Source organism: Pseudonocardia sp. WMMC193, from assembly GCF_021728735.1.
GTDB classification, from domain to species: Bacteria; Actinomycetota; Actinomycetes; order Mycobacteriales; family Pseudonocardiaceae; genus Pseudonocardia; species Pseudonocardia oroxyli.
Window position 1 is genome coordinate 2,642,859 of the sequence record NZ_JAKKDO010000003.1, and the last position, 13,380, is coordinate 2,656,238.

Genomic DNA, 13,380 nt, shown 5'->3' on the forward strand with positions numbered 1-13,380 from the left:
ACATGACGGAACCGGACGGTCCGGCCACCGGGCACAGTGCCCCGGCCTCGACGACGGCCTCGCGCCTGTTCGACCTGCGGACGATCCTCGCCCTGATGTTCGGCGTCTACGGGATCGTGCTGCTCGTCCTGGGCCTGTTCTCGACGACGCAGGCGGACATCGACAAGGCGGGCGGCTGGAACATCAACCTGGACACCGGGATCGCGATGCTCGTGCTCGCGGTCTTCTTCCTCACCTGGGTGCGGCTGCGCCCGGTGAAGGCACCCGCGGCGGAGATCGAGGGGACCGCCGGCGACACTGCCGGCCCCTCTCACTAGGAGCCCTGGTCGGCTCCCGGGCTCACTTCCGGGAGCCGACTGGGTACTGCGGGTTGAACGCCTGCAGCGTCCAGTCGTCGAAACGACGTGCGGTGCGGCGGACCGTGGTCCAGAACGTGGTCATGCTGTCCTCCTCTCCTCAGTTATGCACTTACAGTACCGAAGACGCGCTGATCTTCTGAATCGTTCCCGAAGAGGTCACGTCGGTGACTCGCATCACCTCGGTCCGGCTCCGGAATTGAGCGGAACCGACTCATGTTTAGTGAGTCAGGAACGCAGAACAACGGAGGCATCCGATGAGCACCCTGACCCGACGCGACCCCTTCTTCGCCGACTTCGACGCCCTCGTCCGCCGCGCCTTCGCACCGGTGCCGGTGCAGCGGCAGACCGGCTTCACCCCCGCCGCGGAGGTGACCCGCGACGGTGACGACGCCGTCGTCGCCCTCGAGCTGCCGGGCATCGACACCGCCCAGGACGTCCGGGTGGACGTCGAGGACGGTCGTCTCCTGGTGCACGGCGAGCGCCGTGACGAGCGCTCCGAGCAGAACGGCGCACGCCGCTTCCGCGAGGTCCGCTACGGCTCCTTCCGCCGCAGCTTCGCGCTCCCCGAGCACGTCACGGCCGAGGCCGTCAGCGCCACCTACCAGGCGGGCGTGCTGAAGGTGCGCGTGGCCGGCGCCTACACCGAGCCGCAGACGCCGGGTGCGACCCGCATCCCGGTGACCGTCCCCGCCCCCGCGGCGGAGGAGCAGGCGGCCGAGGAGAAGTAGTCCGCGCCACCCGACGACGAGGCCGGCCGACCCGAGGAACGGGTCGGCCGGCCTCGTTCTGCGTCGGATCGGACAGCGCGTCGGACGGGTCAGCGCGTCGGACGGGTCAGCGCTTCACCGCCAGCACCGGGACCTCGGCCTCCAACAGCAGCCGCTGTGACAGCGAGCCGAGCAGCGCCTTGCCGATCGGACTGCGCCGCTTCATGCCGATCACGAGGACGTCGACGGCGTCCGCGTGCTCGTCGAGCGCGGCCAGCACGCAGTCCGCCAGGTCCGCGTAGCCGGTGCGCTCCTTCACCGTGATCGTCAGGTCGGTGGGCATGCCCACCAGGTCCAGCGGCCCGAGCGCCAGGTTGAGCACGACCAGGTCGGTCGCGCGCCGCCGCGCCTCGTCGATCGCCGCCGACAGCGCCGTCCGCCCCTCGGGCGAGTCCGGTACCGCCACCATCACCGTCATGCCGCTCCTCCCGCGCCGGGCCCGATCCCCGGTCGAGCGCGCCAGTGTGCGCGCCGCGGCCCCGCCGTGTCTGCCCGACATGGCGGACCCCACCTCGCGCACGTGGGGCGCGCCCGGACCCCCGGGGCGCCACCCGTTGAGCCGCAACAGGTGTCACGCTCCACCCCCTGAACGGGGACGGCGCCGACGCTCGGACGGCGCACTCGGGTCACCACGGGTGAGCGCGGTGATCTCGCCCGTGTGGGTGCGGGGAGGACCCGATCGTGTCGGAGCGGGCTGCTGCACGATCTCCCTCGTGGACGGTATAAGCGGACGCGGGGACTCGACCGGTCCCCGCGCGGCGACCATGAGCGACGTCGCCCGGCAGGCAGGCGTCTCGCGCGCCACGGCCTCCTACGTGCTCAACCGGACGCCGGGCGCCCGGATCCCCGAGCCGACCCGCGCGCGGGTGCTCGAGGCGGCGGAGCAGCTGCGCTACGTGCCGCACGTGAGCGCACGGTCGCTGCGACGCGGGCGCAGCGACCTCGTGGTGGGCCACGTCGACGGCGCGGCCGTGCTGCGCGGCGGGCTGTCGTTCGTCACCCTGATCCAGGTGGCCCGAGACGTCCGCGAGGCGGGCTACACCTTCCTGATCCACGGCGACCCCACGGTCACCGGGATCCCGGCCGCCCGGTCGTGGCTGGCGCTGCGGCCCGCCGCGGTCGTGGCCACCCTGGACCGCTACACCGAGGACAGCGTCGCGATGCTCGCCGAGGCGGGCACCGTGCCGATCGCGTTGTCGCACACGCCCTCGGACCTCACCGCGACCGTCGTGATCGACGACGGGGACCTCGGTCGGACCGCCGCCCAGCACCTGCTGGACCGCGGGTGCAGGCGGATCGTGGTGCTCGGTGGCTGTTCCCGGCTCGTGGATCGGCAGACCCTCGGACACCGGATGGACGAGGCGGAGGCCGCCGCCGAGGCAGGCGGCGCCGAGACCCGGCGCGTGCCGTTCAGCCCGGACCGCGACACCGCCGCGGTCCTGGTGCGGACCTGGCTGACGGACGGGACCCTGCCCGACGGCGTCGTCGGGGCCACCACCACCCACGCGGCGCACATCCTCACCGCACTGGTCGACGCGGGCGTGCGCGTGCCGGAGCAGGTCGCGGTCCTCGCCGCGGACGACGAACCGCAGGCCGAGCTGGTCCGACCGCGGTTGACGACGGTGAGCGCCGACCTCGCCGCCGACGAGTCCCGGATGGCGGACGCCGTGCTGGCCGCCCTCGAGGGCCGGTGGGATCCCGAGCTCGCCGTGCGGCGGCTCCCGGCCCGGCTCGTGCCCCGGGACAGCGCCTGACGCACCGCCTGACGCCGGCCTGACCCAGGGCCCCGGTTTCGGCGCCCGCACCGGCGGGGATCCCCCGCGCATGGCGAAGTACCGCAAGGGATCCCGGGTCGCGTGGAACTGGGGCAACGGGCAGGGCGAGGGCAAGGTCGACTCGGTGCACACCGACCGCGTCGAGAAGACCATCAAGGGCAAGAAGCAGTCCCGCAACGGGACCGACGACAACCCCGCCTACGTCCTCGTGCAGGAGGACGGCACGACCGTCCTCAAGCTGGAGAGTGAGCTCGAGAAGGCCTGAGCCCTCCGGGTCGTCCCCGGATCACTCGTCGACGACGTGGACCGCGGCCTCCTCGGCCGACGCCCCGGCGCCGTCGATGCCCACGTCCGAGGCCCAGGCGTCGGAGTCGGTGTCGGACAGCCCACCCTCGGCCGCGTCGACCAACCGGCCCGAGCGGCGCTCGCCGACCTGGTCGTCGAGGAGCTCCCCGTCGGTGTCGTCGGTGTCCGCCTCCCAGTCCGGGTCCTCGTCGTCCTCGTCCTCCACCGTCTCGTCGGGGAGCTCGCGCGCCAGCCGCTCGTCGAGGGTCGCGTCCTCGTCCGCGGTCCAGGGCCGCTCGGGCGGCGAGTAGCCCTCGTCGAGCACGTCGGCGACACCCGTGTCCATCAACGTGTCCTCGGGTTCGAGCTGGTCGCTCTCGGTGTCGAAGCTGTCCGGGTCGCTCATGGGGACAGCCTGGCACGAGCCGGGACGATCGCGTCCACGAGTCCCCACTCCAGTGCGGTCGCGGCGGGGACCGGCAGCCCGGACAGCGCGCACCACAGCGCACGGTGCCTGCCGATGCGGCGCGGGATGCTGACCGTGCCGCCCGCGCCGGGGATCAGGCCCATCGCGACCTCCGGGAGCCGCAGCACCGTGTCGGGGTCGGCGACGACCCGCCCGGCGTAGGCGGGCAGCTCGATGCCGGCACCGACGCACGCGCCGTGCAACCGCACCTCGACGCGCCCGCGCAGGGCGTGCAGGGGCAGCGCGGCACCCGCCCGGGTGCGGACGAGGTGCGCGGTGACCGGGTCGGGGGTGGTGCCGAACTCGTCGAGGTCGCCCCCGGCGCAGAAGGCCGGGCCCGTGCCGTCGAGGACGACCCGCTCGACCGTCGGGTCGAGCAGCGCCAGGTCGAGCAGCCCGACCAGGGCGTCCCGGAGCAGGCGGCCGTAGGCGTTGCGGCGTTCGGGCCGGTTGAGGGTGAGGTGCAGGGTGCCCCCCTCCCGCGCGGCGAGCACCGGGTCGGCGACCGGGGGCGGGAGCGGGCGGGGGCCGCGGGCGGCGAGCCAGCGGCCGAACTCGGGCCCGCCGAGCAGGGTGGAGTAGGCGAGCGACTCGGCGTCGAGCGCGGCGGGGACGTCCAGGGTGCCCGACCAGCGCAGCAGCCCGGCGAGCACCGTCGAGGCCTGCGGGTTCGCCGCGACCACGGCGTCCAGGTGCGCCAGGGCGGCCGCCGGGTCCGCCACCGCGACCTGCGTGCGGTCCGTGGCGGTCGTGACCAGCGTCAGGTCGAGGTCCGCGCACAGCGCCCGCGGCGTGCCGATCCCGACCAGGATGCGGTCGCCCGCGGGGACCGAGTCGCCCGGCCCGTCGAGGTCCACCGCGACGAGGGGGTGCACGATCCCCCCGTCGCCGTCGAGGAGCGGGGGCAGCTCGGCGAGCTCGGCGGGCGCGAGGACGGGCACGGTCATGGTGCTCGCAGGGTAGTGCCGCGCCGATCGGTCGGTAGGGTCGCGGCGTGGACGCGCGGGCGGACTGGCTGGCCTGCGGGGTCGCGGCCCTGACCGGGCATCCGGACGGCCCGCCGCTGGTCCCGCCCGGGCGTGCGGCCTCGGTCGCCGCGGGGCTCGGCGCGATGTTCGGGATCGACGGGGCCGCGCTCTTGGGTGAGCGCGCCGCCCTCACCGGACGCACCCGCGCGGGCCGGACCTCCGTCGGGGGCGCCTGCAGGCTGGTCCCGCTGTCCGACGGCTGGGCGGCCGTCTCCTGCGCCCGGCCGGACGATCCCGCCCTGCTCGGCGCCCTGGTCGAGCACCCGCTCCCCGACGACGATCCCTGGCCGCTCCTGCGGGCCGCCCTCGCGGTCATGCCCGCCGCCGAGCTCGCCGAGCGCGCCACCCTCCTCGGGGTCGCCGCCGCGCCCGTCGCGCACCCGTCGTCCCACCCGTCGTCCCACCCCGGGCCCCCCGGTGTGGCCTCCGCCGGGCGGGCCGACCTGCGCGGGCGGCTGGTCGTGTCCTTCGCCGCGCTCTGGGCGGGTCCGCTGTGCGCCCACCTGCTGCGACGCGCGGGCGCGGCGGTCGTGACCGTCGAGACCCCGCAGCGGCCCGACGGCGCGCGGCGCGGCGAGCCCCGCTTCCACGCGCTGCTCCACCACGGCGAGCGCTCCGTGGTGCTGGACCCGGTCCGCGACCGGGCGGCGCTGCACGCGCTGGTCGCCGCGGCGGACGTGGTGATCGAAGGGTCGCGTCCGCGGGCCCTGCGGGCCTGGGGGCTGCACGCCGAGGAGGCGGTGGCGCGGGGCTCGACGTGGGTGTCGATCACCGCGGCGGGGCGGGCGTCGGACCGGGTCGGGTTCGGCGACGACGTGGCCGCCGCCGCGGGGCTCGTCGCGCTCGACCGCGACGGCCTGCCGGTGTTCGTCGGGGACGCGATCGCCGACCCGCTCACGGGCCTCACCGCGGCGGCGCTCGCGGTGCGCGCACCCGGTGTGCTGCACGACGTCTCGATGACCGCGGTGGTCGCGGACACCCTCGACGGCAGCGCGGGCGGCCCGGTCGAGGAGGCGCCGCTCCCCCGACACCGCGAGATCCCGTCCGGCGGCCCGGCGCTCGGGGCCGACACCGCCGCGGTCCTCGCCGACCTCGGTCTGCGGGCATGACCGACACCCTGCTGCTCCGCGACGCCGAGGTGCACGGCACACGGACGGACGTGCTGGTGGACGGCGGCCGGGTGGTGGCGGTCGGTGCGCGGGAGCGCGGGTCCGCCGAGGTCGTGCAGGTCGTCGAGGTCGTCGAGTGCCGCGGCGGCGCGCTGCTGCCCGGCCTGCACGACCACCACCTGCACCTGCACGCCCTCGCCGCGGCCCGGCGGTCGGTGCGCTGTCCGGCCGACCACGCCGCGCTGGCCGTCGCCCTGCGCGCGGCCGAGGCGGACGTCCACGGCTGGGTCCGCGGCGTCGGCTATCCCGGGGACGATCTCGACGCCGCCGTCCTCGACCGGCTGCACGGCGAGCGACCGGTCCGGATCCAGCACCGCAGCGGGGCGATGTGGGTGCTGAACAGCGCGGCGCTGGCGCGGATCGGGCCGCCGGACCACCCGGGCGTCGAGCTGCGGGACGGGGCGCCCACCGGCCGGGTCCTGCGCGCCGACGACTGGCTGCGTGCCCGCCTCCCCGCCGCCGACCCGCCCGACCTGCGCGGACTCGGCGCCGAGCTGGCGTCCCTCGGCCTCACCGCGCTGACCGACGCCACCCCCGACCTCGCCGACCCGGCCTCCCTCGCGGTGGTCCCGCAGCGGCTCACGCTGCTCGGCGTGGCGCTCGGCGCCGCGCCTCCCCCGGGGGTCGTCGCCGGGCCGTACAAGATCGTGCTCGCGGACTCCGGGCTGCCGGGGCTCGACGAGCTCGTGGAGCGGATCCGCGCCGCCCACGCCGTCGGGCGCCCCGTGGCGGTGCACTCGGTGACCCGGGAGTCGCTGGTCCTGCTCCTCGTCGCGCTGCACGTGGCGGGCGTGCTCCCGGGCGACCGCGTCGAGCACGCGGCGATGGTGCCCGCGGAGCTGATCGGGGAGCTGGGCCGCCTCGCCGTGGTGACCCAGCCGGGGTTCCTCGCCGACCGCGGCGACGCCTTCCGCCGCGAGGTCCCGGTCGCCGACCACGGGGACCTCTACCGCTGCCGCAGCCTGCTCGACGCGGGCGTGGCGGTGGCGCCGTCCTCCGACGCCCCGTACGGGCCGGTGGACCCCTGGGCGGTGATCGCCGCGGCGACCACCCGGTCCACACCGGACGGGGCGCCGCTCGGACCGGACGAGGCGATCACGGCCGCCGAGGCCCTGGCGGGGTATCTCGCGCCGACCCCGGGCGCGCCGGCACGTCGCGTCGCCGCGGGCGTGCGGGCCGACCTGGTCCTGCTGCACACCCCGCTGGCCGACGCCCTGCGCGAGCCCTCCGCCGCGGCCGTGCGGGCGGTGTGGATCGGCGGGGTCCCGCAGCGGCTGTGGTGATCGCACGTGTCGTGCGCTCACCGTCGTGCCGACCGCACTGAGCGCACGCAAACAACGATCATGCCGCCCTCAGCGCACGAAACGTGCGATCACGTCTCGCGCGCACCCTCACGCCGCGAGGATCTCCTCCAGGCCGCGCCGCAGCGTCTCCCGGGCCACCGCGGGGTCGCCGAGGTAGCCCGCGACCATGGCACCGTCGCGCAGCATCATCAGGTGGGCGGCGCCCGCCTGCGGGTCCGGGTGGCCCACCACGGCGAGCTCGTGCACGAACAGCTCGGACAGCCAGGCGCGGTGCGCGGCGACCGCACGGTGCACGGGGCTGTCCCGCTCCGGGAACTCGGCGGCCGCGTTGAGGAACGCGCAGCCGCGGAAGCCCTCGGTGCACAGCTGCTCGCCCATCCCCCCGACGACGGCGCGCAGCCGGGCCGCCCCCTCGGGCGCGGCGTCGGCGACCGCGCGGACGGCCCGGTCCACGGCGCCGAGGTAGGCGACGACCAGGTCGTCCTTGCTCGGGAAGTGCCGGTAGAAGGTGGCGCGCGTGACCTGCGCGGCGCCGATCACCCGGTCCACGCCGACGGCGCGGATGCCGTCGGCGTAGAAGAGCGCGGACGCGGTGGCGAGCAGCCGCTCCCGGGCGGGAGAGAGCACGGACATGGGCGCCAGGCTAGCAGAAAGAACGATCGGTCTTGCGCTTTCGGACCGCTCGTGCCAGGCTCGAAGAGACCGATCGTTCTACCCCCTCGGAGGCCTCCCGTGTCCACCCTCTACACCGCCGCCGCCATGTCGACCGGAGACGGCCGCAACGGCCACGTCCGCTCGTCGGACGGCCAGATCGACCAGGACCTGGCGATCCCGAAGGAGATGGGCGGGGCGGGCGGCGCCACCAACCCCGAGCAGCTCTTCGCCGCCGGCTACGCCGCCTGTTTCCACTCCGCGCTGAAGCTGGTCGCGGGCCAGCAGAAGGCACCCGTCACCGACTCGTCGGTGTCCGCCGAGGTCGGCATCGGCCCGAACGACGCGGGCGGGTTCGCGCTGTCCGTCGCCCTGTACGTCGAGCTGGCGGGCGTGGACCAGGCCACCGCCGACCAGCTGGTCGAGGCCGCCCACCAGGTCTGCCCGTACTCCAACGCCACCCGCGGCAACATCCCGGTGACCCTCGAGGCCACCGTCGCCTGAGCCCGGCCGACGACGACGGCCCCCGCACCGTGGGTGCGGGGGCCGTCGTCGTCGGTGCTGTCCAATCCGTCTCCGGGTCAGTCGCCCGCGACCGGCTGGACCCGGACCGGTCCGGTGTCCAGCTCGGCGTCGAGCTCCGCCTCCAGCTCGGTGTCGCGGTCGGCGCGGCGGGCCGTGTCGTACCCCGGCCCGCCCGCCGGACCGAGCGCCACGCGGACGTCGGTGGTGCCGCCCGGCTCGACGCGCACGACCTGCACGTCCGGGGCGTACCCCGCGGCGGTCAGCGTGTAGCGGCCGGCAGGCAGGTCGTCGAAGCCGAACCGGCCGTCGGCGTCCGTGGTGGTCGAGCCGACCACGTGCCCGTCGGGGTCGACGAGCGTGGCGACCGCCTCCGGCACCCCGCGCCCGGTGCCGTCCGCGGTGACCGTGCCGCGCAGCGTGGCCCGGTCGGGCACCGTGACGTCGTGGACCAGCGGGGTGCCGTCGGTGAGGGTGACGGTCGTGGCGACCGGCGGGTGCCCCTCCCCCGCGGCGGTGAGGGTGACGGTGCCGGCGGCCAGCCCGTCCATCCGGTACCGGCCCCCGGCGTCGGTGCGGGCGACCCCGACGACGTCGCCGCGGGCGTCGATCGCGGTGAGCGTGGTGGGGACGGCGGGCCGCACGGTGCCGGTGACCTCGACGCCGCCGCCGAGCACCACGTCGTGGCGCACCGGGGCGTCCGCGACCGCGACCATCGTGGCCGACGGCCGCAGCGCTCCGGACGCGACGACCAGCAGGTACGTCCCGCCGGTCGGCAGGTGGAACTCGAAGCCGCCGTCCGCGGCGGTGCCCGCCCGGCCGACCTGGACGCCGTCCGGCCCGGTCAGGGTCACGACCGCGGACCCGATGCCGGCTCCGCCCGCGGTGCCGACGAAGCCGTACACCGCCGGTCCGATGCCGTCCGGGTCGGCCGCGGCGCGCGGCGTGCTCTCGTGCAGGGCGTGGCGGCCCTGGTGCCAGACGGGCTCGCGGACCGGCTCGACCACGGTCTCTGCGGTGATCTCAGCGGTGGTCTCAGCGCCGCCCGCGGACTCGGCCTGTTGCTGCTGGATGCCGCTGAGGGTGCGCAGCGGCACCTCCTTGATGAACACGATCGCGAGCACCGAGATGATCGCGAGCGCGCCCGCCACCAGGAAGATCGTGGCCGTGCCGTCGCCGTACGCGCCGCGGACAATGTCGCCCAGCGCGGGCGGGAGGTCGTTGAGCGAGGCGAGGCTGACGTCCGCGCCCGCGCCGCCCTCGGGCACCGCGACGCCCGCCGCGGCGAGGCCGTCCGCCGTCCGGTCCGCGACCTGCGAGGCGAGGACCGCGCCGAGCACGGAGACCCCGACGGTGCCGCCGAGGGACCGGAAGAAGGTCACGGTCGAGGACGCCGCGCCCAGGTCCGAGGGCTGCACCGTGTTCTGCACGGCCAGCACCAGGTTCTGCATCGTCATGCCCATGCCGAGGCCGAGCACCGCGAGGTACCCGCCGATGAGCACCATGTCCGTGGTGTGGTCGATCGTGCCCAGCAGCCCGAACCCGACGACCATCAGGATCGAGCCGACGACGAGGAAGGCCTTCCAGCGGCCGAGGCGGGTGATCAGGATGCCGGAGAACGTCGCCGAGAGCGTGGAGGCCAGGATCATCGGCAGCGTCAGCAGGCCGGACGCCGTCGGCGAGTAGCCGCGGGCGATCTGGAAGTACTGCCCCAGGAAGACCGCGCCGCCGAACATCGCGACGCCGACGGCGATGCTCGCGACCGTGGCGAGCGTGGTGGTGCGGTTCTTGAACAGGTAGAGCGGCACGATGGGCTCGGCGGCCCGCGACTCGACGAACACGGCCAGCGCCAACAGCACCACGCCGATCCCGAGCAGCAGCCAGGACGTGCCGGAGGTCCAGGCGAACTCGTCGCCCGCCAGCGTGACCCAGATCAGCAGGTCGCAGACGCCGCCCGCGATGAGCGCGGCGCCCAGGTAGTCGATCTTCACCCGGCGCTTGACCACCGGCAGGTTCAGCGTCCGCTGCACGACGATCAGCGCGACGACCGCGACCGGCGCACCCACCCAGAAACACCAGCGCCAGCCGAGCGGGCTGTCCACGATCAGGCCGCCGATCAGCGGGCCCGCGACCGTGGCCAGCGACATCACCGCGGCGATCGGACCGGTGTAGCGGCCGCGCTCGCGGGGGCTGATCATGGCCGCGATCACGATGATGATCAGCGACTGGAGGGCGCCGAGGCCGAGGCCCTGCACGGCGCGCCACGCGATCAGCGTCTCGACGGACTGCGAGAAACCGGCCAGCACCGAGCCGCCGATGTACAGCACGATGCCGAGCTGGACCAGCAGCTTCTTCGAGAACAGGTCGGAGAGCTTGCCCCAGATCGGGGTGCTCGCCGTGGACGCCAGCAGGGTCGCGGTGACGACCCAGGTGTACTGGCTCTGGGAGCCGTGCAGGTCGGTGATGATGACCGGTAGCGCGTTGGACACGATGGTCGCCGACAGGAACGCGGTGAACATCGCGAGCAACATGCCGGACAGCGCCTGGACCACCTGGCGCTGCGTCATGGTGCCGCTGTCCTGCGCGGTCACCGGGGCGGTGGCCGTGGCGGCGGTGGGGCTGGACATACTTCCTCGACTCTCGGTGTCGGCGCTCAGCCGACGGGCGTGCGGTGCCTGGGGGCGGGCATCCGGCTCAGATCGGTCAGCAGGCCGCGCAGACCTGCGACGAGGGTGGCGACGTCCGCGTCCTCCCGGTCGGTGAGGGCGGCGGCCACCTCCTCGGCGCGCGCGGTGCGGTAGCAGCGCAGTGCCTCGGCGCCCTGGTCGGTCAGGCCGACGAGCTGGGCCCGGCGGTCGTCCGGGTCCGGGCGGCGGACCACCAGGCCGGACTCCTCCAGGACGGCCACCCGACGGCTGATCACCGAGGCGTCGAGCTCCAGGGACCCGGCCAACCGGCCCAGCCGCTGCTCGCCCTCCTCGTGCAGGAGCACGAGCACTCCCGCCTGGGCGTGGTGGACCGCGCAGGGGCCGCCGGGCTCCCCCTCGGGGGCCTGCCGGGCCGCCCGGCCGAGGGCGACGACGTCCCGGATCACCTCGATGAGGTCGGCGGCGGTCGACGTGCTGATCACGACTCTTCTCCTTTGCGTGCTACATGCAAGCTAACTCCGATGCTTGTGGCATGCAACGTGAGCCGCCGGGATCACCCGATAGCCTGGCCGTCTCATGAGCGCGACGACGGCGGGCAGGCCGCGGGACCCGGAGGTCGACCGGCGGGTGCTGCGGGCGGCCGTGACCCGCTACGCCGACCACGGGTGGGCGGCCTTCAGCGTGGACGCGGTCGCCCGGCTCGCCTGCGTGGGCAAGGCGGCCATCTACCTGCGGTGGCCGACGAAGGAGGCACTCCTCGGGGCCGCGCTCGCGGACGGGGTGCCGCTCGTCCTGGACACCGACACGGGCACGCTGCGCGGCGACCTGCTGGCGCTGGCGCGCCAGCTGCTCGTCCACCATCTCGGCGCGGAGGGCCAGGCGCTGCGGCGGCTCGGTGTGGAGTACCTCACCATCCCGGACGTCGCGGAGGCCTGGGAGACCCATCGCCGGAGCCGGCTCGAGGCGGCGCGCGCGATGATCCGGCGCGGGATCGAGCGCGGCGAGATCCGCCGCGACACCTCCCCCACGCTGCTGCTGGACGCGCTCTGCGGCGGGGTCATGATCCACACGACGTCCACGCCGGACGCCCGGCGCGGCGACATCGACGTCGACGGGTACGCGGAGCGCCTCGTCACCTTCCTGTTACGGGCGGTTGAGTGAGCGCGCGGCGGGAGGTTACCGTCGCCAGTGGATATCGGACGTTCAGCGTGTCGAAAGTAGGTGGCCGGTGACGGGCGGCGTCGAGGTGGTCGGGACCGCGCAGCAGCAGGCCTGGATGGCGCGGGTGCTCCCGCCGGTCGAGCGGCTCGAGGCCGGCATGTGGTCGGTCCCCGTGCCGATCCCGGACAACCCGCTGCGCTACACGCTCGCCTACCTGATCCCGGCGGACGACGGGGTCGTCGTGGTCGACCCGGGGTGGGACAGCCCCGAGGGCTGGTCGGCCCTGGAGGCGGGCCTCACGGCCGCGGGCGCCCGCGCCGAGGACGTCGTCGGGATCGTGGCCACGCACATCCACCCGGACCACCACGGCCTGTCCGGCAGGCTCGCCGAGCGCTCCGGCGCGTGGATCGCCATGCACCCCGAGGAGGCCGCCACGCTCCCCGAGCGCGGCTCCCCGGTGGGGCGCAGCGACACCATGGCCGGCTGGCTGTGCGGGTGCGGCGCGTCGGAGCCCGAGATCGACGAGCTCACCGGGCCGCAGGCGTGGCGGGCGGACCTCGAGCACATGGCCCGGCCGGACGTGCTGCTCGCCGACGGCGACCCGCTGCCGATCACGGGCAGGCGGGTCACGGCCGTCTGGACGCCGGGGCACACGCCGGGCCACATCTGCCTGCTGGAGACCGACGCCCGGGTCATGCTGACCGGCGACCACGTGCTGCCCCGGATCACCCCCAACATCGGGATGACACCGCACCAGTCGGACTCCCCCGCCCTCGCCACCTTCCTGGACTCCCTGGACAAGGTCGCCCGCCAGGACGAGGAGCTCGGCGGCCTCACCGCGCTGCCCGCGCACGAGTACCGCTTCCGCGGTCTCGCGGCCCGGGCCCGCGCGCTGCAGGCCCACCACGCCGAGCGCTGCGCCGAGCTGCTCGACATCGTCCGGGAGGCGGGCCGCCCCACGATGTGGGAGGTCACGGCGAAGCTGACCTGGTCGCGCCCCTGGGACGAGGTCGGCCGGATGCGGATCGGCGCGCTCGCCGAGACCGCCTCGCACGTCCGCTACCTCGCCGACCGCGGCCTGCTGGTGTGCGACGGCGACCCGCTCATGGGCGCCCCGCAGGGCGACGAGACGGTGACGGTCCGCGCCGTCGCCTGACGCACGGTCGCCTGACGCATTGTGGAGCCACAACTGTCGTTTTCGGGGCCCGAAACGACAGTTGTGGCTCCACAATGCGCGTGGGTGGC

General features: G+C 75.1%; 15 protein-coding genes. 9 read left to right on the forward strand and 6 right to left on the reverse strand.

All coding sequences use genetic code 11. The features are described from left to right. Nucleotides 1-2: 2 nt before the first annotated feature. Both L3X23_RS13905 and L3X23_RS13910 read left to right on the forward strand, forming a co-directional pair. A complete protein-coding gene (locus L3X23_RS13905) occupies nt 3-317 on the forward strand; it encodes a hypothetical protein (RefSeq protein WP_237192613.1) in 315 nt (104 codons plus the stop codon). Between the two features lie 296 nt (nt 318-613). After that, entirely contained in the window at nt 614-1,087 is a 474-nt protein-coding gene (locus tag L3X23_RS13910; RefSeq protein ID WP_255733949.1) for an Hsp20/alpha crystallin family protein, read from the forward strand. Nucleotides 1,088-1,193: 106 nt separating this feature from the next. Here L3X23_RS13910 and L3X23_RS13915 read toward each other — a convergent pair whose 3' ends face one another. Next, nucleotides 1,194-1,544, reverse strand: a complete 351-nt coding sequence (locus tag L3X23_RS13915; protein ID WP_237192614.1) for a universal stress protein — start codon at nt 1,542-1,544, stop codon at nt 1,194-1,196. Nucleotides 1,545-1,890: 346 nt separating this feature from the next. On the opposite strand from L3X23_RS13915, the gene L3X23_RS13920 reads away from it, so the two are divergent. After that, nucleotides 1,891-2,880, forward strand: coding sequence for a LacI family DNA-binding transcriptional regulator (locus L3X23_RS13920; protein ID WP_237192615.1), 990 nt, complete (start codon nt 1,891-1,893; stop codon nt 2,878-2,880). A 70-nt stretch (nt 2,881-2,950) separates the two neighbouring features. Next, the gene (locus L3X23_RS13925) at nt 2,951-3,166 is read left to right on the forward strand and encodes a DUF2945 domain-containing protein (RefSeq protein WP_237192616.1); all 216 of its coding nucleotides are present in this window, start codon (nt 2,951-2,953) and stop codon (nt 3,164-3,166) included. Between the two features lie 21 nt (nt 3,167-3,187). Here L3X23_RS13925 and L3X23_RS13930 read toward each other — a convergent pair whose 3' ends face one another. After that, complete coding sequence (locus tag L3X23_RS13930) at nt 3,188-3,592, reverse strand: DUF5709 domain-containing protein (protein ID WP_237192617.1); 405 nt, start codon at nt 3,590-3,592, stop codon at nt 3,188-3,190. Beyond that, entirely contained in the window at nt 3,589-4,599 is a 1,011-nt protein-coding gene (locus L3X23_RS13935; protein WP_237192618.1) for an enoyl-CoA hydratase/isomerase family protein, read from the reverse strand. Before L3X23_RS13935 ends, L3X23_RS13930 begins: the two co-directional genes overlap by 4 nt. Before the next feature lie 47 nt (nt 4,600-4,646). Here L3X23_RS13935 and L3X23_RS13940 point away from each other — a divergent pair, with 47 nt between their 5' ends. Both L3X23_RS13940 and L3X23_RS13945 read left to right on the forward strand, forming a co-directional pair. After that, entirely contained in the window at nt 4,647-5,789 is a 1,143-nt protein-coding gene (locus tag L3X23_RS13940) for a CoA transferase (RefSeq protein ID WP_237192619.1), read from the forward strand. Further along, complete coding sequence (locus tag L3X23_RS13945; protein ID WP_237192620.1) at nt 5,786-7,132, forward strand: amidohydrolase family protein; 1,347 nt, start codon at nt 5,786-5,788, stop codon at nt 7,130-7,132. The genes L3X23_RS13940 and L3X23_RS13945 overlap by 4 nt, the downstream gene beginning before the upstream one ends. A gap of 108 nt (nt 7,133-7,240) precedes the next feature. Here the strand turns inward: L3X23_RS13945 and L3X23_RS13950 are convergent, their stop codons facing one another. Continuing rightward, a complete protein-coding gene (locus L3X23_RS13950) occupies nt 7,241-7,786 on the reverse strand; it encodes a TetR/AcrR family transcriptional regulator (protein ID WP_237192621.1) in 546 nt (181 codons plus the stop codon). Nucleotides 7,787-7,885: 99 nt separating this feature from the next. On the opposite strand from L3X23_RS13950, the gene L3X23_RS13955 reads away from it, so the two are divergent. Continuing rightward, nucleotides 7,886-8,308 carry an organic hydroperoxide resistance protein gene (locus L3X23_RS13955; RefSeq protein ID WP_093078785.1) on the forward strand — a complete coding sequence of 141 codons (423 nt, stop codon included), beginning with the start codon at nt 7,886-7,888 and terminating at the stop codon, nt 8,306-8,308. A 77-nt stretch (nt 8,309-8,385) separates the two neighbouring features. Here the strand turns inward: L3X23_RS13955 and L3X23_RS13960 are convergent, their stop codons facing one another. After that, a complete protein-coding gene (locus L3X23_RS13960; RefSeq protein ID WP_237192622.1) occupies nt 8,386-10,953 on the reverse strand; it encodes an MFS transporter in 2,568 nt (855 codons plus the stop codon). Between the two features lie 26 nt (nt 10,954-10,979). Beyond that, nucleotides 10,980-11,456 (reverse strand): MarR family transcriptional regulator, encoded by a 477-nt coding sequence (locus L3X23_RS13965; RefSeq protein WP_237192623.1) that lies wholly within the window; start codon nt 11,454-11,456, stop codon nt 10,980-10,982. Nucleotides 11,457-11,550: 94 nt separating this feature from the next. Here L3X23_RS13965 and L3X23_RS13970 point away from each other — a divergent pair, with 94 nt between their 5' ends. Further along, complete coding sequence (locus L3X23_RS13970; RefSeq protein WP_237192624.1) at nt 11,551-12,135, forward strand: TetR/AcrR family transcriptional regulator; 585 nt, start codon at nt 11,551-11,553, stop codon at nt 12,133-12,135. A gap of 67 nt (nt 12,136-12,202) precedes the next feature. Beyond that, nucleotides 12,203-13,291, forward strand: coding sequence for an MBL fold metallo-hydrolase (locus L3X23_RS13975; protein ID WP_237192625.1), 1,089 nt, complete (start codon nt 12,203-12,205; stop codon nt 13,289-13,291). The last annotated feature ends 89 nt before the right edge of the window (nt 13,292-13,380 follow it).